We start from the raw sequence: 19,298 nt of genomic DNA, 5'->3' as shown, positions 1-19,298 counted from the left end.
GAAGGATAGAAGGGAGAGCTTGAATGGGTCAGATTCTGTTCATCGTGTGGCGGGAAAGTGTCGAGGCTTTGCTGGTCGTCGGCATCCTGTACGCGTGGTTGAAAAATGGCGACGACGATGCGCGCCGCGGTTTGCCGTACCTGTGGGGCGGCGTCGCGGCTGGTGTGATCGCGGCGGTCGCGCTTGGCGCGGCGCTGGTCGGTTTCACCGAAGTGCTCTCCGGTGACGCGCAGGATTATTTCCAGACCGCAATGGTGCTGGTCGCGTGTGTACTGATCGTGCAGATGGTGCTGTGGATGAAGCAGCACGGCCGTTCCCTCAAACGCGACATGGAACAGTCGCTGCAAAAGAGCAAGCACGATTCGAACTGGTGGGGCGTCGCCTTGCTGGTCGCATTGGCGATCGCGCGCGAAGGCAGTGAAACGGTGATCTTCCTGTACGGTCTCGGTTTTGGCCAATCGGGTCACGTGGACGGTAGTCAGATGCTCGCGGTGTTGATCGGCCTCGGTCTCGCGTTCCTGACCTTCTACGTGCTGCAGTTGGGCGGCAAGTACTTCTCGTGGCGGCTCTTTTTCCGCGTCACCGAAATCATGCTGCTGTTCCTCGGCGCGGGCCTGTTCCAGACCGGTGTCGACAAGCTGATCGACAAGGAAATCCTGCCGACGATCATCGACCAGATGTGGACCTCGTCAGCATTCCTCGACGACTCGAGCACTTTTGGTTCACTGGTCGCGACGCTTACGGGCTATCGTGCCCACCCGGCGCTGATGAATCTGATTGCCTATGCCGTGTATTGGGCGGTCGTTTATCTGCTGGTGCGCCGCGCGAATCGCAAGCCGGTGCAGCAGGCCGCAGGGCGCGCAGCATGAGTACCGTCATGACCCGCCCTGGCCGACTCGCCGCGGCCGGGCAGTGGATGCAGCGTCACGGCGGCTTGATCCGCGGCGTTCAGTGGGTCGTCGTGGCGGTGTACGCGTTCCTGATTCTCGTGCCGGCGGCGATGCCGCTGCCGGACGACACCGCGCATCTGTGGAATAACCTCACGCTTGCCGCGCAGTTTGTGTTCTGGGGCATCTGGTGGCCCTTCGTGCTGCTGTCGATGGTGATGCTGGGTCGTGTCTGGTGCGGCGTGCTGTGTCCGGAAGGCGCGCTCGCCGAATTCGCCAGCAAGTACGGCCGCGGCTGGGCGATTCCGCGCTGGATGCGCTGGGGCGGTTGGCCGTTCGTCGCGTTCGGTATCACCACCATCTACGGTCAGATGGTCAGCGTCTACCAGTATCCGAAAGCCGTGCTGCTGGTGCTCGGCGGGTCGACCTTCGCGGCGATGATCGTCGGCTTGTTATACGGGCGCGAGAAGCGTGTCTGGTGCAAGTATCTATGCCCCGTCAACGGGGTTTTTTCGCTACTGGCGCGTCTCGCGCCGTTCCACTACAAAGTCGATGAAGATGCATGGCGCCGTTCGTACAAGAACGGCGAACATGGGCATCGCGTGATTCCGATCAATTGCGCGCCGCTGGTGCCGTTACGCAATATGAAGGGCGCGTCGGACTGCCATATGTGCGGCCGTTGCAGCGGGCATCGCGACGCGATCGCGCTGACGTGGCGCGCGCCGTCGTCGGAAGTTGTGCAGCTCGGCGACAAGCAGGCGAACGTGTGGGATACCGCGTTGATCCTGTACGGCCTGCTCGGCATCGCGATCGGTGCGTTTCACTGGACCGCTTCGCGCTGGTTCATCGACCTGAAGATGTTCTCCGCCACGTGGCTGGTCGATCACGACATCACCTGGCCGCTCGACACCAACGCGCCGTGGTTCCTGTTCACGCATTACCCCGAGCAGAACGACGTGTTCTCGTGGCTCGACGGCACGATGGTGATCGGCTACATCCTCGCCACGGCGCTGGTGTACGGCACGGCGTTGCTGTTGCTGCTGATGGGCGCGACGCGCACGTTGGGGCGTTTTAACTTCGTGCGTCTGCATCATTTGACGCAAGGCCTGATTCCCATTGCAGGCGCGGGCGTCTTTCTCGGCTTGTCGGCGACTACGCTGTCGCTGCTGCGAGCGGAACATGTGTCGTTGTGGTGGGCGTCGGATATGCGTATCGCGATTCTGGCGATTGCCAACCTGTGGAGCGCGTGGCTTGCCTGGCTCGTCACACGTCGTTATAGCGAACGCTTCGTTCAACGCGGCCTCGCGATGGCATGGTTCGTCGCCGCGCTGGCGGTGGTCGACAGCGCATGGTGGCTGATGTTCTGGGGCTGGGCTTCGAAGTAAGTCTTAACGCTGCGACGCGCTGTCGAGACTCTATCGGCGCCCCGCAAAACAAAAAAAGCCGTGGAGATGACACCATCCCACGGCTTTCTAATTTGCTTGTCTGCGACACACGTCGTTTCGTGTATCCGCATTGGGTGAGAACCAAAAAAAGCGGCCTGGCTTGCTGCGACGGCTGGCTTGGTGTCTGCACGAAGGGGTCTAGTTCTCACGTGCAAGCCGTCGTGGCTGGCTACTGCCTAACACCTCTCGAGGAGGTGGTCCCCACAATACCCGGTACGACCTTCTATTCGTTCTCGCCCGTCACTTCGTCAGGATCAGCTTGCCTAGGCGCGTTGCCCGCAACTGGTAGGTCTCGCCGTTATGCACGATGCTGACGTGGCTATGTCCTTGCAGCAGCGCGTCGCTGCGCACGACCCGATCTGCCGTCTCGCCCGAACCATTGGCGCGATCCGCAGTGGGTTTCGCGGCGGTTGCCGTCGCCGTCGATGCTTTCGGACGGCTGGTCAGCGCAGCCGTTGGGCGGCGCAGGCTGAGGGTGGCAGAGCGGTTGAGATCGTTCATTCGTTTTTGCTGTTAGTCGATTCGATGGATTAATTCTAAATGATAATTATTCCCATTTACAAGAAAGAGAAATTCATCGGATTCGAATTTCGATAGCTGAATGGTGGGAGAGCGAAACGACAGGGGAAGGCAGGCCGCCTTCTACATGACAGCCCCGCGCAACTCAACGGCGCGGGCAGAGCGCCCGCACGCGATTCAATGCAACGAACCAGGTTCCTGCTTGGTCTGTACGTACTGGCGAATCAACCGCACCGTATCGATATCGTTCTCGCGATACGCCGACTTCACGATTTCCTGCGTCGTCACAGCGTCCTGGTCGTCGGAGACGGGCAGGGTGGTCGTGTATTCGAAGCGCAGGAACAACTGCAGTTCGTCAGGCTGTTCGATCGTCATCGTCAGCGAGCCGCCGACATAGTCCGCGGTCGGCAGAATGTCGTAGCGTACGCTCTGACGATCCTGCAGCGTGACACGGTCGCGCACCGTGGCCTGGCCATAATGCAGTTCCCGTTCGAGCGTGTCGCCTTCACGCGAGAGGATGGTGCAACTGTCGAGGCCGATCACGAACAGTTGCGGCTGTTCGGCGCGCAGCACGAGACCCTCCCACAACTGCTCGCGGGTCATCGAGTCGACAAACGGATTCAACGGATCGTTGATCTGGATAAGGTGTTCGAAATTCAAAACGACGGCTTCCTATGAAAGCGTTCTACAACGTTCAGCCCGGCTGAGCCGGTTCCCGCCATTGTCGCACCCGGGGAACCGTTGTGCCGACGCGTGCGGCCGCATGGCGTCATGCGACGGCAAGACCCGAACGTATCGTGATCGAATGCGTGAGGATCTTGTGAACCGGGCACGCATTGGCAATTTGCAAGAGTCGTTCCCGCTGCTCGTCGGACAGATCGCCTTCCAGCACGATTTTGCGGTCGATGGTCGACCCCGCTTCGCCGGTTTCCATCGACAGCGCCACACGCACACCGGCGAGCTGCCAGCCCTTACGCTGAGCGTACATCTTCAGCGTGATCGACGTGCAGGCCCCGAGGCTCGACAGCAATAGCGCGACGGGCGCCGGCCCGCGATCGCCGCCACCAAGCGACTCGGGTTCGTCAGCGATCCACGAATGCTTGCCGTCGTCGAAAAGGACCTGGAAATTCGTCGAACCGATGTGGGCGGTGACGGTGGACTCTGCCATGCGCGCTCCTGAACAGGGACGGAACATCGCCGCGCGCCACGGTCCGTCATGGTTGGACAGCGTGGCGCGCGGCATGAATTGCTATTGTGAACGAATTTACCGGCCTTCGCGCCCAAGTGCGGCGGCGCGGGCGGCGCGGTGAGAGCCGCGCCACCGCAATCGCGAGCGGCGGCGCGTGCCGATGTGGCAGATCAGTGGGTGATCGCGCCCATGCGCCCGGCCTGGTAATCGATCACGGCCTGACGGATTTCGTCTTCGGTGTTCATCACGAACGGACCGTAGCGCACCACCGGTTCTTTCAGCGGCACGCCACCGAGCAGCAATACTTCGAGCGGCTCGGCGCCGGCCGTGATCGTGACCGACTCGCCGTCGTTCTGAAACACAACCATCTTCTGCGCGTCGATTTCCTGGCGCGCTTCTCCTTCGCCGTAAAAGCCCTTGCCGGACAGGCTGTAAGCAAACACGCGATAGTCGGCGGGCACCGGCTGCTGGATCGTCGCACCCGGTTGCAGCGAGAAATGCTGATACAGAATCGGCGTGCGCGTTTCGATCGCCGCCTTCACACCGAGCGCTTCGCCCGCAATCACCTTGACGCGCACCTTGCCGTCCGCGGACGTTGCGACCGGAATGCTGGCCGACGGTATCTCCTGATAGCGCGGCGCGATCATCTTGTCGCGGCGCGGCAGATTCACCCACAGTTGCACGCCATGCACGCGCCCACCTGTACGCAGGAACGACGGGTCCGGCATCTCACTGTGCACGACCCCTGCGCCCGCCGTCATCCATTGCACGTCGCCGGCACGCAACGTGCCCGAATGGCCCCCCGAATCCTTGTGGCCAAACTGGCCCTCGAGTGCGTATGTGACAGTTTCGAAGCCGCGGTGCGGATGATCCGGCGCACCTTTCGCCTCGCCCGGCGCGTAGTCGATCGGCCCCATTTCGTCGAGCAGCAGGAACGGATCGAAATCCATCAGCAAGCGGGTCGGGAACGGGCGGTGGACGATAAAGCCGCCACCTTCGGTCGTGCGAACGGCGGGAAACGTGCGTTCGATCGTGCGTGTCGTGCTCATCAAAAGTCACCTTGAAAAATGGGGAATAGCGTTATTTTTGAAACATAGAGCTATTATAGGGACCGTTTTCCGAGGTGCCAGCCACTGTCACGCAATGGATTGTTCTATTACTGGAACGATGAGATGAAGATCGATTCACACAATCTGAATGACCTGATGTACTTTTCGCAGGTTGTCGAACACGGCGGCTTCTCCGCCGCCGAGCGCGTGCTGGGCATTTCCAAGTCGCGCCTGTCGCGCCGGCTGACCGAGCTGGAAGCATCGCTGGGCGTGCGTTTGCTGCAGCGCTCCACCCGCAAGCTGGCGCTCACTGAAGCCGGCCAGCTGTTCTACCAGCACTGTCAGGCGATGCTGAGCGAGGCGCAGGCGGCCGTCAATGTCGTGCAGCAGTTGCGTTCGTCCCCGCGCGGCACCGTGCGCGTGAGCGTGCCGGTGACGATTTCGCAGACCATCCTGTCGCAGATCCTGCCGGAATTCATGCATCGCTACCCGGAAGTGCGCGTGGTCATGCGCGTGACGAATCGCGTGGTCGATCTGTTCGAAGATTCGATCGACGTCGCGTTGCGCGTGCGCTCCGATCCGCCGGAAAACGCCAATATCGTCGTGCGGCCGTTGTGGCGTACGCAGCAGATGCTGGTGGGTGCGCCGAGCCTGTTGCAGCAGAATGCGCCGCCGCTGTTGCCGGCCGATCTGAGCCGCTTCGAAACGCTCGACGTGCCGACCGGGGACGGCCGCCACGTCTTCAATCTGATCGCCCCCGACGGCACGCGCCATGCGCACGAACACGAGCCGCGCCTCGTCACCGCCGATCTGATGACGATTCGCGAAGCGGTGCTGTCCGGCGTCGGTATCGCCGCATTGCCGGAAATGATGTACGGCAGCGCATTGCGCGCGGGGCAGTTGTCACCGGTGATGCCGGGCTGGACCTTTCCGACACCGCAGTTGTACGCCGTATTCGTGTCGCGGCAGGGGATGGTGCCGGCTGTGCGCGCATTCGTCGATTATCTGGTCGAGATGCTCGATCCGGACGAAGGTAAGCACATCATGGGCGAGTGTCCGACGCGTGCAGCGCAAGACGTAGCGCAGCAACCCGTTCTCGCGGTCGCGTCATAGCACTTATTACGCGCTGCAACATCGCTTTTAGCATTTAAGCGTGGCCTGTCATGAGTACTTTCAATGGCCGTTTGCTTGAATGCGCGCGCTCGCGGGCCTATAGTGAAATCCCTTCGCTAAGGAGTCTCTTATGCGAAAACTCATGGCCTCTATGATAGTGGGCCTGATAGGGCTGACCGCGCTGTCCGTGTCGATCACGGCTGTCGCATGCGGTGACTCGAGCTATCAGTCATCTTCTGATGGTAAATAATCCCGCCGCCCGAAGGCGCCGAGTGCGCACAAAAAAAGGCCTTCATCTGACGATGAAGGCCTTTTACTTTTAGCCCTTGTTTCAAGGGCTCTCCTGATTTTTCGACAGACGCCGCTTAACAGCGGCGTGTTGTTAGGCGCGGATCACGTGCCGTTATTTGCCTTTAGGCTGCGTGACGAAGCCGATTTTCGTGAGACCGCCGGCTTGCGCCGCCGACATCACTTCCGCCACTTTCTCGTAGGCGACCTTGCGGTCCGCATCCAGATGCAGCTCCGGCTGCGGATTCGCTTGCGCAGCTTCTGCAATCTTCGCGCGCAACGCCGCGTCGTCGACCTTCTTGTCGTCCCACAACACGTTGCCGTCCGCGTCGACGGCGACCGTCACCTGGGCGGGCCTGGTGTCTTCCTTCTGACTGCTTGCATGCGGCAGATCGATTTTGACCGCGTGACGAATCACCGGAATCGTCACCATGAAGACGATCAGGAGAACCAACATCACGTCGACGAGCGGCGTCATGTTGATTTCATTCATCAAGCCGTCGTCATCGTCGCCGGCGAAGGGGCTCATTGCCATCGGAATGCCTCGTCGATCAGTTGGCGCGCGTGGCGAGGCGCAAACCGTCGCCGCGCTTGGACGACGACAGACGGGCGCCCGTTACGAAGAAGGCGTGCAGACCGTGCGCAAAACGGCTCAGCTTGGCGACGACCGCCTTGTTGGCGCGCGTCAATGCGTTGTAGCCGAGCACGGCCGGAATCGCAACGAACAGGCCGAACGCGGTCATGATCAGCGCTTCGCCGACCGGGCCCGCGACCTGATCGATCGACGACTGGCCGCTTGCGCCGATCGCCAGCAGTGCGTGATAGATGCCCCACACCGTGCCGAACAGGCCGACGAACGGTGCCGTGCTGCCGATCGACGCGAGAATCGCCAGACCGCTTTGCATGCGCGCGACGCTTTCGTCCATCGTGTCCTTCAGGCAACGCGTCACCCAATCCGACACGTCCATGCGATCGTGCAGATGCGGCTGTGTCTGATGATGGTGATCGGCCGCTTCCTGGCCCGACAGAGCGAGTGCCAGGAACGGATTGTCTTGCGGCGTGGACGATCCGGCGCCGAGTTTCTTCACGCCGTCGGCGAGATCGTCCGAATGCCAGAACTGCTGCTCAGCATTCTTCGTGAGACGCTTCAGGCGCATCACATTCCAGCCTTTGATGACGATCACGCTCCACGACATGATCGACATGATCAACAGCGCGAGCGCGATACCGCGCGTCACGAAATCCCCTTGCGCCCACACGTGCGCCAATCCGTAGTTTTGCATTGCAATTCCTTGTTTTTAAAATCTGCCTCAATCGTTCAGATTGAAGTTGTAAGGCTGGGTGGCCGTGGCCCGAATGGCTTGGCCGTTCTCGAGATAGGGCTTGCACGAGCTCGCATGCGCGGCGGCGATGGCGGCGTCGTCCAGACGGCTGAAGCCGCTGCTCTTTTTGAGCGAGATGCTTTCGACCTTCCCCGTCGGTCCGATGACGAACGTCACATAGGCCGTACCGGTTTCGCCGCGGCGCTTCGACAGCGCGGGGTAGTCCGGTGTGATCATGCTGCACTCGATGTGCGAGACGTTCTTCGGCGCTGTTATGTCCATGGTCGGCCGGCCGATCGCCGGCGCGGCCTGAGCGGCTGGCGCAGCCGGTGCGGGCGAAGGCTCGGGTGCGGCGACAGGCGTCGGCGACGGAGCCGCGGCGACCGGCAACGGCGTGGGCGTCGGCTTTGGCGTGGGTGTCGGCTTGGGCTGGACCTTCGGCTTGGCGCGAACCGGCGGTGTCGGCTTGGGCGGTGGCGTGGCGATCGATTGCAGCGCGACGGGCGCCGCGATCGGCGCCGGCGCCAGCAACTGCGCGGTCATCACCTTTGATTCGATCACTGGTTGCAGCGGTTCATGACGCAGCGTCAGGATCACTGCAAGCAAAGCGATGTGGATCGCCGCGACTGCGGCAGTCGCGGTCAAGGCGCGGGAATTCATTCGGGGGGACGAAGCCGGCGTGACTCCGGCTGAAGCGGTATACGAGGCCTGCATGTTAGCGTGGCGGCGTGCCGTCGATGCGGCACCTCAGACAAGACATCGTCATGTTCGGAAGATCAGCAGCGAAATGAACAAAGTAGTCACGAAACCAATCAGCAATTCCATCTCAAACTCCTTTTAACGGGTGAGCGGGTAGCTGGCTGGTACGGATACTGGCTTGCTGACGGCAGTGGGATAACGCGTGAAGCAGCGCGCGAAACGGCGCGTAAAACAGGGTATGAAGCGGAGAGGCGATGAGCGCCCTAGGCGCGGCTTAGGCCGCAGTGCCCTCAGGCGGCCTTGCGTTCGTAGAACGTCAGCGGCACAGCTTGCGAGTGATGCTCGAAGCCGCAGCGGCTCGCGCACACGCCGCTTTCCATCATGACGCCGCGCACGGAATCCGCGCACTTGCCACAGCAGGAGGCAACGCCGAGTTCGAACTGGAGTTCGTCGAACGAATCGACGCCTTCCGCGATCGAGGCACGGATCTTTCGGTCAGAAACAGACTTGCAGACACAGACAATCATGGCAGGGCGTCATAGCTAACGTTAATGCGAACTATTATCATTTTGATTGGACCATTTGGCAAGCGTCCTGCATGATTTTTTGTAACAAAACCAGACTCTTAGAAGGGTTTCGTCTACGGGGCGGGGTTTGGGACGAGCGGCGGGGAAGGGTGTCAAAACGCCTAAAAAGCGCGCAGAAAGGCCGCGCAGCGGCCCAAAACGCGGCGCTCGAGGGTTTTATGCGGCTTGGGAATCCGGCGCCGCCGTGCGGCGGGACGGGATCACGACCTGTTCGACCGCCGTGTCGATTTGCAGCAGCGTAGCAGCGAGTTGTTGCTGATGCGTGCCGTCGCCGGTCGAATAAAAGCGGGGCAGAACAGCGCCGGTGCTTTCCGGGGCAGCGCGCAGCCCGTGCTGGTCGAGTACCCGTTCCAGCTGGCGCGCGATGGCCACGCTCGTATCGATCAGCATCAGCCGGTCGCCGACGATGTCGCGGATCGCCGCATCGAGGAACGGGTAGTGGGTGCAGCCGAGCACTAGGGTGTCGGCGCCGGCGTCGAGCATGGGTTGCAGGTAGCTGCGCAGCAGCGCGCGCAGTTCGGCGGAAGCTATGTCGCAGCGTTCCACCGCCTGCACGAGTCCGTGGCCCGGTTGGCAAAGAAACCGGCAATCGGCGGCGTACCGCTCCAGCAGCGCCTGAAATCGGGCACTGCGCAAGGTCACTTGGGTGGCGAGCACGCCGGCGACACGCGTTTTCGACTGCAGCGCGGCCGGTTTGATGCCCGGCTCGACGCCGATCAGCGGAATGGACAGCTTTTCGCGGACCAGCGCGATGGATTGCGCGGTCGCGGTATTGCATGCGACCACCAGCGCTTTCGCCCCTTCCTTGACCAGCCATTCGCCGATTGCGAGGGTGCGGTCGGCGATGAAGTCGTCGTCGCGTTCGCCGTAGGGGGCGTAGAGCGAGTCGGCGACGTAGATAAGCGCTTCGCCGGGCAGTTGCGCCCGGACTGCCCGCAGCACGGACAAACCGCCCAGACCCGAGTCGAATATGCCGACCGGCGCGCGCGAACCGCCACCTGAGGTGGCCATCCGGGCACTCGAACACGATGATTCTGCGGGCATAGGCGACGAGGACACGCGCGGCACGGCAGTCACGGCAAACTCACGAAAACGGGGAAGTGCGCAAGTATATCGCCCGCGCGGCGCCTGTCTTGCCAAACGAGATGACGTATGAGCAGGTTCATGAGCCGGCGCGCGGGCTGTTCCGACGTGACCCGATCAGGACTCGATCGAACCCATTGCGGTTTGCTGGTAGTTCTGGATGCCGACCTTGTCGATCAGGTCGATCTGGGTTTCAAGCCAGTCGATGTGTTCTTCCGTGTCGTCGAGAATCTTCACGAAGATTTCGCGCGAGATGAAATCACGAACCGATTCGCAATACACGATGGCTTCTTTGCAGGTGCTTTGCGAAATCTGTTCGAGCTTCAGATCGCATTCAAGGATTTCCTTCGTTTCTTCGCCGATCAGCAGCTTGTGCAGGTCTTGCAGGTTCGGCAGGCCGTCGAGCATGAAAATGCGTTCGATTAGCCAGTCAGCGTGCTTCATTTCGCCGATCGATTCATCGTATTCATGCTTGCCGAGTTTTTCGAGGCCCCAGTGCTTGTACATCCGCGCATGCAGGAAATACTGGTTGATGGCGGTGAGCTCGTTCTTGAGCTGGGAGTTCAGATACTCGATAACTTTCTTGTCGCCTTGCATGGGGATTCCTTAAGGGAGTTTTGAATTTTCAACAACAATAAACGCCGTGCCTGAAAAAGCCAAGGAAACAGACGCATCATTTAACATTCTTTCTGGCGTCACGCGCCGCATTTCGCGTGGCTTCACGCGCTGAAATGAAAAAAGCCGGGACTGCAGCCCCGGCTTTCGATACACGTGACAGGCGTTAGCGGCGAATTAAACCGTCGCGACCGGAATCTTGCCGATCTTCGCTTGCCATTCCTTCGGGCCGGTCTGGTGCACCGAGGTGCCGTTCGAATCGACGGCAACCGTTACCGGCATGTCCTGCACGTCGAATTCGTAGATCGCTTCCATGCCCAGGTCTTCGAACGCGAGAACCTTCGCGCTGCGAATTGCCTTCGACACGAGGTAGGCGGCGCCGCCCACAGCCATCAGATACGCGGCTTTGTGCTTTTTGATTGCTTCGATCGCAACCGGGCCACGCTCGGCTTTGCCGATCATCGAAATAAGACCTGTTTGCGACAGCATGGTCTCGGTGAACTTGTCCATGCGCGTCGCGGTGGTCGGGCCTGCAGGGCCGACTGCTTCGTCGCGCACCGGATCGACCGGGCCGACGTAATAGATCACGCGGTTGGTGAAGTCGACCGGCAGCTTTTCGCCTTTCGCCAGCATATCGGCGATGCGCTTATGCGCGGCGTCGCGGCCCGTCAACATCTTGCCCGACAGCAACAGCGTCTGGCCCGGTGTCCAGGCTGCGACTTGTTCCGGCGTCAGCGTGTTCAAATCGACGCGCTGGCTCTTTTCCGTATCCGGTTCCCACTGGACTTTCGGCCATGCATCGAGCGAGGGTGCTTCGAGCTTCGCTACGCCCGAGCCGTCCAGCGTGAAGTGCGCGTGACGGGTTGCTGCGCAGTTCGGGATGATCGCGATCGGCTTGCTCGCAGCGTGCGTCGGTGCAGCCATGATCTTCACGTCGAGCACGGTGGCAAGACCGCCAAGACCTTGTGCGCCGATGCCGAGCGCGTTGACTTTCTCGTGCAGTTCGACACGCAGTTCTTCGATCCAGTCCTGCGGGCCGCGTGCGATCACGTCCTGAATGTCGATCGGATCCATCAGCGATTCCTTCGCCATCACCATCGCTTTTTCAGCGGTGCCGCCGATGCCGATGCCGAGCATGCCCGGCGGGCACCAGCCTGCGCCCATGGTCGGCACGGTCTTCAGAATCCAGTCGACGATCGAATCCGACGGGTTCAGCATCGCGAACTTCGATTTGTTCTCCGAGCCGCCGCCCTTGGCTGCGACTTGCACGTCGACTTTATCGCCCGGCACGATCTCGTAGTGGATCACGGCCGGCGTGTTGTCTTTTGTGTTCTTGCGCGCGCCTTCCGGCGGGCTCACGATCGACGCGCGCAGCACGTTGTCCGGGTTCAGGTAACCGCGGCGCACGCCTTCGTTGATCATCTCGGTGACGCCCATCGTCGCACCGTCCCAACGCACGTCCATGCCGACCTTCACGAACACCGTGACGATGCCGGTGTCCTGGCAGATCGGGCGCTTGCCTTCGGCGCACATGCGGCTGTTGGTGAGGATCTGCGCGATCGCATCCTTCGCGGCCGGGCTCTCTTCGAGCTCGTAAGCGCGGCCCAAGGCCTGGATGTAATCGAGTGGGTGGTAATAGCTGATGTACTGAAGCGAATCAGCAATGCTCTGAATCAGATCTTCCTGTTTGATGACGGTCATGGCTAGCTCAGTGGGGACAGGGGCGCTTGTTATCCGATCGCAATTGGCTGTGCGGTCAGTCGTGCGCCTTCAGGGGAGTGGAAGCGTGTGAACTCACGACATGCAGCGTCGTGGGCTCCTGAAAATGTTTCGGATGCGTATGCGTGGTGAGGCGGTCGACCAGCGCCATCACCACCGCCGAGAGGAGGAAGGCGACGTGGATGATCACCTGCCACATGATGGTGTGCGTCGAATTCTGGTCGGGGCTGATGAAGGTCTTCAGCAGATGGATCGATGAAATGCTGATCAGCGCCATCGACAATTTGACCTTGAGCACGCCGGCGTTGACGTGGTCGAGCCATTCCGGTTCGTCCGGATGACCCTCCACGCCCAGGCGTGACACGAAGGTTTCATATCCACCGATGATCACCATGATCAGCAAGTTCGAGATCATCACCACGTCGATCAGGCCGAGTACCACCAGCATGATGTTGGTTTCGTCGAGCGTCATGGACGCGCTGACCAGATGCCAGACTTCTTTCAGGAACAGGACGACGTAGACACCTTGGGCGACGATCAGGCCCAGGTAGAGCGGCACTTGCAGCCAGCGGCTCATGAAGATGATGGCGGGCAGCGGGCGCATCGGGCGGCGCTGACGGGCTGAGTCGGGTCGCGAGGCGGACATAGGCAAGAGTCGGATGAAACGCAGGTGACGGAACACGGACTAAACGCGCTGACCCGAAGCGCAAATCAAACGCGCGGATCGGACACGCAAACCAAGGCGCAGACGGCGCGGAACGCGGCCAGGGGAGGCCGGAAAAGCTCGCGTCAGGCGCGCCATTGTACAGCGTCGGCTGAATTTGCTGCGGCGCGGCGGGCAGGAAGGGCCGTCTGGTGCCGCTGAGTGCACTAGCGTGGGCCGTTCGTCAATCGTACACACCGGCTACTTGCGTCAGGTGCCTCGGGCATCATTGTAGAGGTCATAGGATGTGCCGCATGCAGGGTCGGCCCGTGCGAAATGCGCGACGATACGAGGGCGGCCAGGGCCCGTTGCACCTCGGCCCTGAATCGTGCGCAGACCGGTCAGGCGCAGCGGGGTCGCAGGTGGCACGATGACATGATCGGCAAGCAGGGCTGTTGACAGATTCTTCTGAGGGACCGATTCGTCAAAGATCGAGAACAGCTGGTAAGCACCGTCGCGAGGTTGTGCTTGCGCCGCGTTGATTGCCCATGCGGCCGCGTTGGACGGCAGGACAAAAGCGCACTGTACGCCGAGGTCGACAAAATACCGGCCTCGGCTGCGTTGTAACGCGGCGAGTCCGTCGCGAGAGATCTGCGACACCCGATACGAGGTGCCCACGTAATCCTCCATTAACTGCAATTCGCCGAGGAACCGCTGCACGACCGTGTCTGGCGGCACCGCGCTGCGCAGCGTTTCGCCGATATGGCGATGGCCGCCGTCGACAAAGCGGGTAATGGCCGGATGCAGCCCTGCATTGGAGCGTCGTACGAGTGCGTCGATTCGCCGGAGCTCGACGGGACCCGGCCCGAGGGAATTATTCATTGCGTCCTGAAGGAGAAGAGCGGGATTTGAAGCGGGGCGGTATACCGGATGCCGCCCCGAGGCCGGCCGAGGCTGCGCAACGGCCGGGCTGTTCAGGGCTCTGTCAAGCGGCGCCCGAACCTGATGATCCAGATGAACCCGACGCACCCGCTTGGCCCATCATCGACGTGAACATGCTGATAAGTGGCGAAGCCACTTGCGCCGCGGCGGAAATGGCTGTTTTGATGAGGTCCATGATCTGGCTCATCGCGCCCATCATGTCGCTACTGCCACTCCCGCTTCCCTGTGCCGATGAGTCGGCGCCCTGTGCGGCCTGGCTGTCGCCGCCCGCGCCCGCATGGTGGGCGTGGCCGGCGTGGGCATGCTGTGCCGCTCCCGCGGAAGACGTATTGCCGGCGTCCCCGCTGTTGTCGGTGGGGAACGTGCGCACGGAGGCGAAATGCGCTTCGGTCCGCATGCCGCTTTGCGCCGGCGCGGACAGGTTGTCCATGCTGAACGACGTGCTGTCGCCCATGTTGTTGATCGCATTCGTCATGATCAAATCCTTGTGATTAAAGAAATTAAACTGATCAGTTGTTTTTTTTGCGTGAGTAGTCACGCGTCGTGTTCGGCGGTTGCCGCGCCGCTACATATAGGGAAATGGATATGTCTATTCCGATGAACCTCCTTGCAAGTTATTGAAATGCATTGACTGGCGCGTCTGGGTCGAGCGTCTTCATATCGATCAGGTGTTTTTGTTCGATTATCTGAGTGACACAAATAATTCTGATAAGTCCAGTGAAATTGCAGACGGTTTCTTGCGTCATATCAATATCGATCGCCCATTTTGAAATCAGCTTGCCCACTGTCAGAGATTCCTGACGCGCAATTTCTTCGATGATTCGCCAGTAAATTTCCTCGAGGCGCAGACAGGTTGCAAATCCGTTAATTCTGACCGAGCGTAGTCTTGGTTTTGCAAGCTGAGGAGTGAAGTTGCAATACCGTGTCATCCGCATGTCGGTACGTCTGTAGGAATTGGTAGGTGCAGAGCCTTTATGAAGATATCGAAGCCCGTCAATGCCCTGAACAAGCTCGAGAAAGTCGGAGAGTAACGGCTTGGATTGAATGGTTCATCTGTCATGATCGGATTAATCGAATTGGCGATTCGTCAATCCTCTCTCTTTGCTAACGGCGCGGGTCATACAGATATACGACTTGCAGCAATGTGCACCTCCAGCCTATTTTTGGGATAAAAATTGATCTGGACGAATTCGAATCGAAGATAAAAATTTGGTATTGAAATGCTGTCCGATAAGAAGCCATGCGGCGCGTTTGACGCTCAGGGGATGTCGTATATGTGTACGACCAGAAGGTGTTGAAACGCCATTAAATTTCTCGCTAACGTAGTCAATAAACGCAGCCAGGGATTTTTAATGCTAATGATGTGGCGCAACGATTCGATCCCCAAAAAGGGCGGCAAAGCCCTGTCCTTGCCGCCGTGCGCGATCCGGGCCGCCGTGCGCCACATCGCGGGGCTGCTCGGCGTGGCTTGTCCGGTACTGCTGATGCCCATGGCTGACGCCGCGACTCCCGTTTGGCGTGGGGCACCCATTCACTACGCGGTGAACGGTGCGCCACTGCCCGATGTGTTGCGCGACGTACTCGCCGTCGAGGGCCTGAGCGCCGACATCGGTCGCGATGTCAAAGGAGCGGTCAACGGCCGCTTCGACGACAGCCCGGGCAACGTCTTCATCCAACTGGTCGAGGCTTACGGCCTCGTCTGGTATTTCGACGGCAAGGCGATGCATGTCGCGACGGCTTCGGACGTGCGCAGCCGGGTCATCCCGTTTGCGCCGATGACCCGCGAAGCGGTTGCGTCGCTGCTTCGCAACCTCGATCTCGACGACCCCCGCCTGCCGGTCAAATATTCGGCGACCACGGTCAAGGTTGCGGGTCCATCGAAATTCGTCGACGCGGTGACGGAGGCGATCGACAAGGCGCAGCGGCAGACTACGGTCGAGCCGTCATTCGATGAGACCGTTATCCGCGTTTTTCCACTGCGCTACGCGCAGGCGCAGGACGTCCACTACAGCGTGGGGGCGCAGGAGCATGTCGTTCCGGGCGTCGCTTCGCTGCTGCACCGCTTGATGACGGACACCTGGCAGGCCACCGCGCCGCGCACAACGCGTCCGCGCACCGATGCGCGCACCGACGAGCGCAGCGCGCGCGGCGGCCCGCCGCCGCTGCCAAGCCTGCTCGGCCTCGGACTTGGCGGCGTATCGCCCGGAGGTGACGGCGAGCGGGCGCCACTACCCAACTCCGACTCCGACACCGCGCAGCCCGCCGCGACCCCCGCGAGGCGCAACATCGTCGCTGACCAGCGCACCAACTCCGTGGTCATTAGCGACCTTGTGTCGATGATGCCGAATTACGAGCGCGCCATCGCGATGCTCGACCAGCCGCAGGAACTGGTCGAGATCGACGCGGTAGTGATCGACGTGTCGTCGAACGCCGCACGCACGCTCGGCGTGCAGTGGGGCGGCGCAAATGGGCGTATCAACGGCGCATCCGGGACCGCGAGCGCGCCGCTGGCGTTCGGCGCTGCGAAGTTGGCGACACCGGCCAGTGCGATGACCGGACTGAATCTCGCGACGCTGGTCGGCAATTCGGCGCAATACCTGTTTGCACAGATCCATGCATTGGAAGACGCCGGCAAGGCGCGTGTGCTGTCGCGCCCGCAGGTGCTCACGCTGAACAACACGGAAGCGGCCCTGACGTCGCGCAGTTCGGTGTATGTGCGCGTGGCGGGCAACCAGGCCGTCGATCTTTTCAACATCGATACGGGGATGACACTGAAGGTGACGCCGAGCGTCGAATCGAGCGGCGAGCCGCGCCGCAATATCCGGCTCAACATCCAGATCGAAGACGGCACATTCAACACGTTGGTGACGGTGGATGGCATTCCGAAGGTCGACAATCATTCGGTCGTCACGCAGGCGATTGTGCGCGACGGCGAGAGTCTGCTGATAGGCGGCTATCAATACGAGCGCAGCGAGAGCACCACATCGAAGGTGCCGGTGCTCGGCGACGTGCCGTATCTCGGCGCGCTGTTTCGCGATACCCGGACCACGCACGAGCGCCTCGAACGGCTGATCCTGATCACGCCGCGTCTCAAACGCCTGTCGGGTGACGCAGAGCCGGATACGGCGCTGGCCGTCGCGGGAACGACGATGGGTGCCGCGAGTGCCGGTGCGGATGCCATCCTGGCGCAGAGGGCCGTTATAGCGGCTTCGTTGCGCGCGCCGGTCCCTTTATCGGGAAGTGCCGCGGCAGGTTCTGCGGAATCGGTCCAACCGACGGCTGCCGTTGCGCCAAACGTCGACGTTGCATCGCGAGCGCTGGCACAGGCCGCTGCCCGAGGCGCGCCACAGTCACCGTCGCCACCGTCATCGCCTTTGTCGTCGCCCGGTTTGCCGCCGGTGAGCAGGATGCCGTGGGAGAACCGCTATGACCGTTGATGCGCTGATCGTCGTGATGGACGGTGTGCACACCGGCGCGAGCGTGGTGTTGCCGGCCGACCGGCCGCTGCGAATAGGCAGCGGCGGCGATGCGGACCTGATGGTGATAGACGAAGGCGTCGAACCATTGCACGTCACCGTCGAGTTGCGCGGTACTGCGCTCGCGCTGGTTGCCCACCATGCGAAGGTCGCGGTGTTCGGCCGGCCCGCGCTGCCGGGGCGGCGCGTGATGCTGGAGCGCGGTGCGTGGTTCTCGGCGGGTGTCGTTACCTTTCAGTTCAGTGGCCCCGAGGCACCGGGCGCGACGATGGCGCGTGACGCCGAGCGTGCCTATCTGCTGCGTCATGCACCGCTTGTATATCTCGCCAAACGCTGGTCGGATGCGTCACCCGTGACGAAAGCAATGGTCTTCGGGACGCCGTTCGCATTTGTGCTGCTGACGTGGATCGCGTCGAACCAGTGGTCCGGTGCACCGCCCGCGACGCGTCCCAACGATGCGTTCCGTCTGGTGACGACGCATATCGACCCGAAGTCCGGCGCGCTCGTCTACGAGGGCTATGTGCAGTCGCCTGCCGATCTGGCCGCGCTGACCGCCAGCGCGTGGTCGCGGAAGCGGGCGCTGGTCATGCGCGTGATCGTGCTCGCGCAGTTGCAGGAGCAGGTCGGCGAGTTTCTCGCCCGCTACTACCGCGGCGCCGAGGTGCGCCTCGCGGAGCCCGGTACGTTCACTGCGACGCTGCCGGTGGTTCAGGGGTTTCTGTCACCCGAATCGTGGGATTACGCACGCGTCGCACGCCTCGCGCGTGCCGAGATCAGCGGGCTGGGTGGTCTCACTTTTCCCGGCCACGCGCAGCAAGGCGAACGGGTGCGCGTGCCGCTCGAAGCGCTCGGCATGAATCTGCTCGCCAGCCCTCATGCAGTCTGGCTCACGGATGCGCAGGGTGTGCGCTACTTTCAGGGTGCACGACTTCCCATTGGACGGATCACGCGAATCTCGAATTGCTCTGCGTATGTCGTGCGCGACGACGATGGTTCGATCTACGAATTTTTTATGGATGCCGCCCATGCCCCCAAAAAATGTCAGTAAGAGCACGCTTGGCGCGTGCGCCGATTTACCGCTGGAGGCGCAACTTGCCGAAGCCGGCGGCGCTGGTCGCGAGATGATCGCGGCACGGCTGACGGCTGAGATTGGCCGCATTAACGACGCGCTGGTGACAGCAGCGCCGACCGTGAAAAATGAACTGGTTCTGCTTGTCGAGTGTTTGCGAGCGGCTCGGCAGGTGGTTGAACGAAGCGCGAGCTTCACAAACGCTCGAGATTTAATTTAGGAATCCAAAAATGAGTCAGGTTAATACGACGATGTCTCCGAATTCGGGCGGCAGCGGTTTCTCCGGCGGTGGCGGCGGTTCGGTGGTTGGCGACACAGGTGGCGTGTCGGCCCAGAAGGTTGTTGAAGTGCTGGCGAAGATTCTCGAAAAGCAGAACAAGGACTTCGACAACAAATTGAAGCAAGCCGAAGTCGCCGACGACAAACAGCAGAACGTCGCAATGCTGAAGGTCCAGCAGGCGATGGGTTCGGTCAATACGACCCAGAGTGCCGCAACGTCTTGCATCCAGGGCCTGACCGACGCGCAGAAGGAAACGGCGCGCGCTCTCGAGAAACATCGCATGGAAGTACGGGTGGTTTTCAGGCCGTTTTCGTGTCGGGAATGATCTGGAAACCAAGCGCGGACGCGCGGCGTCTGAGCGCCGCGATGCTGC

Annotated in this window: 22 protein-coding genes; 7 read left to right on the top strand and 15 right to left on the bottom strand. The window is 61.3% G+C overall.

Going from position 1 to position 19,298, the window contains the following annotated elements; genetic code table 11:
• The first annotated feature begins 23 nt into the window (after positions 1-23).
• Together KHO31_RS37135 and KHO31_RS37130 are read left to right on the top strand one after the other, a co-directional pair.
• Entirely contained in the window at positions 24-869 is an 846-nt protein-coding gene (locus tag KHO31_RS37135) for an FTR1 family iron permease (RefSeq protein ID WP_201141965.1), read from the top strand.
• Positions 866-2,272: a 4Fe-4S binding protein gene (locus KHO31_RS37130; protein ID WP_201083918.1), complete on the top strand. Its 1,407-nt coding sequence runs from the start codon at positions 866-868 to the stop codon at positions 2,270-2,272. Before KHO31_RS37135 ends, KHO31_RS37130 begins: the two co-directional genes overlap by 4 nt.
• Before the next feature lie 300 nt (positions 2,273-2,572).
• Here KHO31_RS37130 and hemP read toward each other — a convergent pair whose 3' ends face one another.
• The 4 genes from hemP to KHO31_RS37110 form a co-directional block, all read right to left on the bottom strand.
• Positions 2,573-2,833, bottom strand: coding sequence for a hemin uptake protein HemP (gene hemP, locus KHO31_RS37125; RefSeq protein WP_201083920.1), 261 nt, complete (start codon positions 2,831-2,833; stop codon positions 2,573-2,575).
• Positions 2,834-3,028: 195 nt separating this feature from the next.
• The gene (locus tag KHO31_RS37120) at positions 3,029-3,511 is read right to left on the bottom strand and encodes an SRPBCC family protein (protein WP_169490717.1); all 483 of its coding nucleotides are present in this window, start codon (positions 3,509-3,511) and stop codon (positions 3,029-3,031) included.
• A 109-nt stretch (positions 3,512-3,620) separates the two neighbouring features.
• Positions 3,621-4,019, bottom strand: a complete 399-nt coding sequence (locus tag KHO31_RS37115) for an OsmC family protein (protein ID WP_201083922.1) — start codon at positions 4,017-4,019, stop codon at positions 3,621-3,623.
• A 191-nt stretch (positions 4,020-4,210) separates the two neighbouring features.
• Complete coding sequence (locus KHO31_RS37110) at positions 4,211-5,089, bottom strand: pirin family protein (RefSeq protein WP_201083924.1); 879 nt, start codon at positions 5,087-5,089, stop codon at positions 4,211-4,213.
• A gap of 123 nt (positions 5,090-5,212) precedes the next feature.
• Between KHO31_RS37110 and KHO31_RS37105 the strand changes: the two genes are divergently transcribed.
• Entirely contained in the window at positions 5,213-6,202 is a 990-nt protein-coding gene (locus KHO31_RS37105) for a LysR family transcriptional regulator (protein WP_201083927.1), read from the top strand.
• 403 nt (positions 6,203-6,605) lie between these two features.
• On the opposite strand, the gene KHO31_RS37100 is transcribed toward KHO31_RS37105, so the two are convergent.
• From KHO31_RS37100 to KHO31_RS37050, 11 genes are all read right to left on the bottom strand, one after another.
• Positions 6,606-7,025 (bottom strand): ExbD/TolR family protein, encoded by a 420-nt coding sequence (locus KHO31_RS37100; RefSeq protein WP_201083929.1) that lies wholly within the window; start codon positions 7,023-7,025, stop codon positions 6,606-6,608.
• Between the two features lie 16 nt (positions 7,026-7,041).
• Positions 7,042-7,773: a MotA/TolQ/ExbB proton channel family protein gene (locus KHO31_RS37095; protein ID WP_201083931.1), complete on the bottom strand. Its 732-nt coding sequence runs from the start codon at positions 7,771-7,773 to the stop codon at positions 7,042-7,044.
• Positions 7,774-7,800: 27 nt separating this feature from the next.
• On the bottom strand, positions 7,801-8,526 hold the full coding sequence (locus KHO31_RS37090; protein ID WP_211625815.1) for an energy transducer TonB: 726 nt from the start codon (positions 8,524-8,526) through the stop codon (positions 7,801-7,803).
• 275 nt (positions 8,527-8,801) lie between these two features.
• Positions 8,802-9,038 (bottom strand): (2Fe-2S)-binding protein, encoded by a 237-nt coding sequence (locus tag KHO31_RS37085; protein WP_201086148.1) that lies wholly within the window; start codon positions 9,036-9,038, stop codon positions 8,802-8,804.
• Between the two features lie 216 nt (positions 9,039-9,254).
• A complete protein-coding gene (gene murI, locus KHO31_RS37080; RefSeq protein ID WP_201083945.1) occupies positions 9,255-10,142 on the bottom strand; it encodes a glutamate racemase in 888 nt (295 codons plus the stop codon).
• A 156-nt stretch (positions 10,143-10,298) separates the two neighbouring features.
• Positions 10,299-10,778, bottom strand: coding sequence for a bacterioferritin (gene bfr, locus KHO31_RS37075; protein WP_074284854.1), 480 nt, complete (start codon positions 10,776-10,778; stop codon positions 10,299-10,301).
• 195 nt (positions 10,779-10,973) lie between these two features.
• Positions 10,974-12,497 carry a fumarate hydratase gene (locus KHO31_RS37070; RefSeq protein ID WP_169490727.1) on the bottom strand — a complete coding sequence of 508 codons (1,524 nt, stop codon included), beginning with the start codon at positions 12,495-12,497 and terminating at the stop codon, positions 10,974-10,976.
• A gap of 55 nt (positions 12,498-12,552) precedes the next feature.
• Positions 12,553-13,119: a TIGR00645 family protein gene (locus KHO31_RS37065; RefSeq protein WP_236077380.1), complete on the bottom strand. Its 567-nt coding sequence runs from the start codon at positions 13,117-13,119 to the stop codon at positions 12,553-12,555.
• 309 nt (positions 13,120-13,428) lie between these two features.
• A complete protein-coding gene (locus KHO31_RS37060) occupies positions 13,429-14,040 on the bottom strand; it encodes a hypothetical protein (RefSeq protein ID WP_201086150.1) in 612 nt (203 codons plus the stop codon).
• Between the two features lie 103 nt (positions 14,041-14,143).
• On the bottom strand, positions 14,144-14,575 hold the full coding sequence (locus KHO31_RS37055; RefSeq protein ID WP_201083951.1) for a hypothetical protein: 432 nt from the start codon (positions 14,573-14,575) through the stop codon (positions 14,144-14,146).
• A 139-nt stretch (positions 14,576-14,714) separates the two neighbouring features.
• Complete coding sequence (locus tag KHO31_RS37050; RefSeq protein ID WP_201083953.1) at positions 14,715-15,035, bottom strand: ribbon-helix-helix domain-containing protein; 321 nt, start codon at positions 15,033-15,035, stop codon at positions 14,715-14,717.
• Between the two features lie 417 nt (positions 15,036-15,452).
• Here KHO31_RS37050 and sctC point away from each other — a divergent pair, with 417 nt between their 5' ends.
• From sctC to KHO31_RS37030, 4 genes are read left to right on the top strand one after another with little or no spacing between them, the layout of a single operon-like run.
• A complete protein-coding gene (sctC, locus tag KHO31_RS37045) occupies positions 15,453-17,537 on the top strand; it encodes a type III secretion system outer membrane ring subunit SctC (protein WP_201083963.1) in 2,085 nt (694 codons plus the stop codon).
• Positions 17,527-18,624 carry an FHA domain-containing protein gene (locus tag KHO31_RS37040; RefSeq protein ID WP_211625813.1) on the top strand — a complete coding sequence of 366 codons (1,098 nt, stop codon included), beginning with the start codon at positions 17,527-17,529 and terminating at the stop codon, positions 18,622-18,624. Before sctC ends, KHO31_RS37040 begins: the two co-directional genes overlap by 11 nt.
• Positions 18,593-18,865 (top strand): hypothetical protein, encoded by a 273-nt coding sequence (locus KHO31_RS37035; RefSeq protein WP_236071695.1) that lies wholly within the window; start codon positions 18,593-18,595, stop codon positions 18,863-18,865. Before KHO31_RS37040 ends, KHO31_RS37035 begins: the two co-directional genes overlap by 32 nt.
• Positions 18,866-18,875: 10 nt before the next feature.
• The gene (locus KHO31_RS37030) at positions 18,876-19,250 is read left to right on the top strand and encodes a hypothetical protein (RefSeq protein ID WP_211625808.1); all 375 of its coding nucleotides are present in this window, start codon (positions 18,876-18,878) and stop codon (positions 19,248-19,250) included.
• Positions 19,251-19,298 lie beyond the last annotated feature (48 nt).

The sequence above is a fragment of the Paraburkholderia domus genome, from assembly GCF_905220705.1.
Classification (GTDB): Bacteria; Pseudomonadota; Gammaproteobacteria; order Burkholderiales; family Burkholderiaceae; genus Paraburkholderia; species Paraburkholderia domus.
Note: the sequence above shows the minus strand (reverse complement) of the source record. Positions and strands in the feature narration are given on the sequence as shown.

What these genes read in the sequence shown, in the direction of transcription:
- KHO31_RS37105 (WP_201083927.1), top strand. Translation starts at nt 5,213, where the DNA reads ATGAAGATCGATTCACACAATCTGAATGACCTGATGTACTTTTCGCAG.
- KHO31_RS37060 (WP_201086150.1), bottom strand. Translation starts at nt 14,040, where the DNA reads ATGAATAATTCCCTCGGGCCGGGTCCCGTCGAGCTCCGGCGAATCGAC.
- KHO31_RS37115 (WP_201083922.1), bottom strand. Translation starts at nt 4,019, where the DNA reads ATGGCAGAGTCCACCGTCACCGCCCACATCGGTTCGACGAATTTCCAG.
- KHO31_RS37095 (WP_201083931.1), bottom strand. Translation starts at nt 7,773, where the DNA reads ATGCAAAACTACGGATTGGCGCACGTGTGGGCGCAAGGGGATTTCGTG.
- KHO31_RS37055 (WP_201083951.1), bottom strand. Translation starts at nt 14,575, where the DNA reads ATGACGAATGCGATCAACAACATGGGCGACAGCACGTCGTTCAGCATG.
- KHO31_RS37030 (WP_211625808.1), top strand. Translation starts at nt 18,876, where the DNA reads ATGAGTCAGGTTAATACGACGATGTCTCCGAATTCGGGCGGCAGCGGT.
- KHO31_RS37050 (WP_201083953.1), bottom strand. Translation starts at nt 15,035, where the DNA reads ATGCGGATGACACGGTATTGCAACTTCACTCCTCAGCTTGCAAAACCA.
- KHO31_RS37065 (WP_236077380.1), bottom strand. Translation starts at nt 13,119, where the DNA reads ATGCGCCCGCTGCCCGCCATCATCTTCATGAGCCGCTGGCTGCAAGTG.
- bfr (WP_074284854.1), bottom strand. Translation starts at nt 10,778, where the DNA reads ATGCAAGGCGACAAGAAAGTTATCGAGTATCTGAACTCCCAGCTCAAG.
- sctC (WP_201083963.1), top strand. Translation starts at nt 15,453, where the DNA reads ATGCTAATGATGTGGCGCAACGATTCGATCCCCAAAAAGGGCGGCAAA.
- KHO31_RS37130 (WP_201083918.1), top strand. Translation starts at nt 866, where the DNA reads ATGAGTACCGTCATGACCCGCCCTGGCCGACTCGCCGCGGCCGGGCAG.
- hemP (WP_201083920.1), bottom strand. Translation starts at nt 2,833, where the DNA reads ATGAACGATCTCAACCGCTCTGCCACCCTCAGCCTGCGCCGCCCAACG.
- KHO31_RS37035 (WP_236071695.1), top strand. Translation starts at nt 18,593, where the DNA reads ATGCCGCCCATGCCCCCAAAAAATGTCAGTAAGAGCACGCTTGGCGCG.
- murI (WP_201083945.1), bottom strand. Translation starts at nt 10,142, where the DNA reads ATGCCCGCAGAATCATCGTGTTCGAGTGCCCGGATGGCCACCTCAGGT.
- KHO31_RS37135 (WP_201141965.1), top strand. Translation starts at nt 24, where the DNA reads ATGGGTCAGATTCTGTTCATCGTGTGGCGGGAAAGTGTCGAGGCTTTG.
- KHO31_RS37100 (WP_201083929.1), bottom strand. Translation starts at nt 7,025, where the DNA reads ATGGCAATGAGCCCCTTCGCCGGCGACGATGACGACGGCTTGATGAAT.
- KHO31_RS37110 (WP_201083924.1), bottom strand. Translation starts at nt 5,089, where the DNA reads ATGAGCACGACACGCACGATCGAACGCACGTTTCCCGCCGTTCGCACG.
- KHO31_RS37085 (WP_201086148.1), bottom strand. Translation starts at nt 9,038, where the DNA reads ATGATTGTCTGTGTCTGCAAGTCTGTTTCTGACCGAAAGATCCGTGCC.
- KHO31_RS37090 (WP_211625815.1), bottom strand. Translation starts at nt 8,526, where the DNA reads ATGCAGGCCTCGTATACCGCTTCAGCCGGAGTCACGCCGGCTTCGTCC.
- KHO31_RS37070 (WP_169490727.1), bottom strand. Translation starts at nt 12,497, where the DNA reads ATGACCGTCATCAAACAGGAAGATCTGATTCAGAGCATTGCTGATTCG.
- KHO31_RS37040 (WP_211625813.1), top strand. Translation starts at nt 17,527, where the DNA reads ATGACCGTTGATGCGCTGATCGTCGTGATGGACGGTGTGCACACCGGC.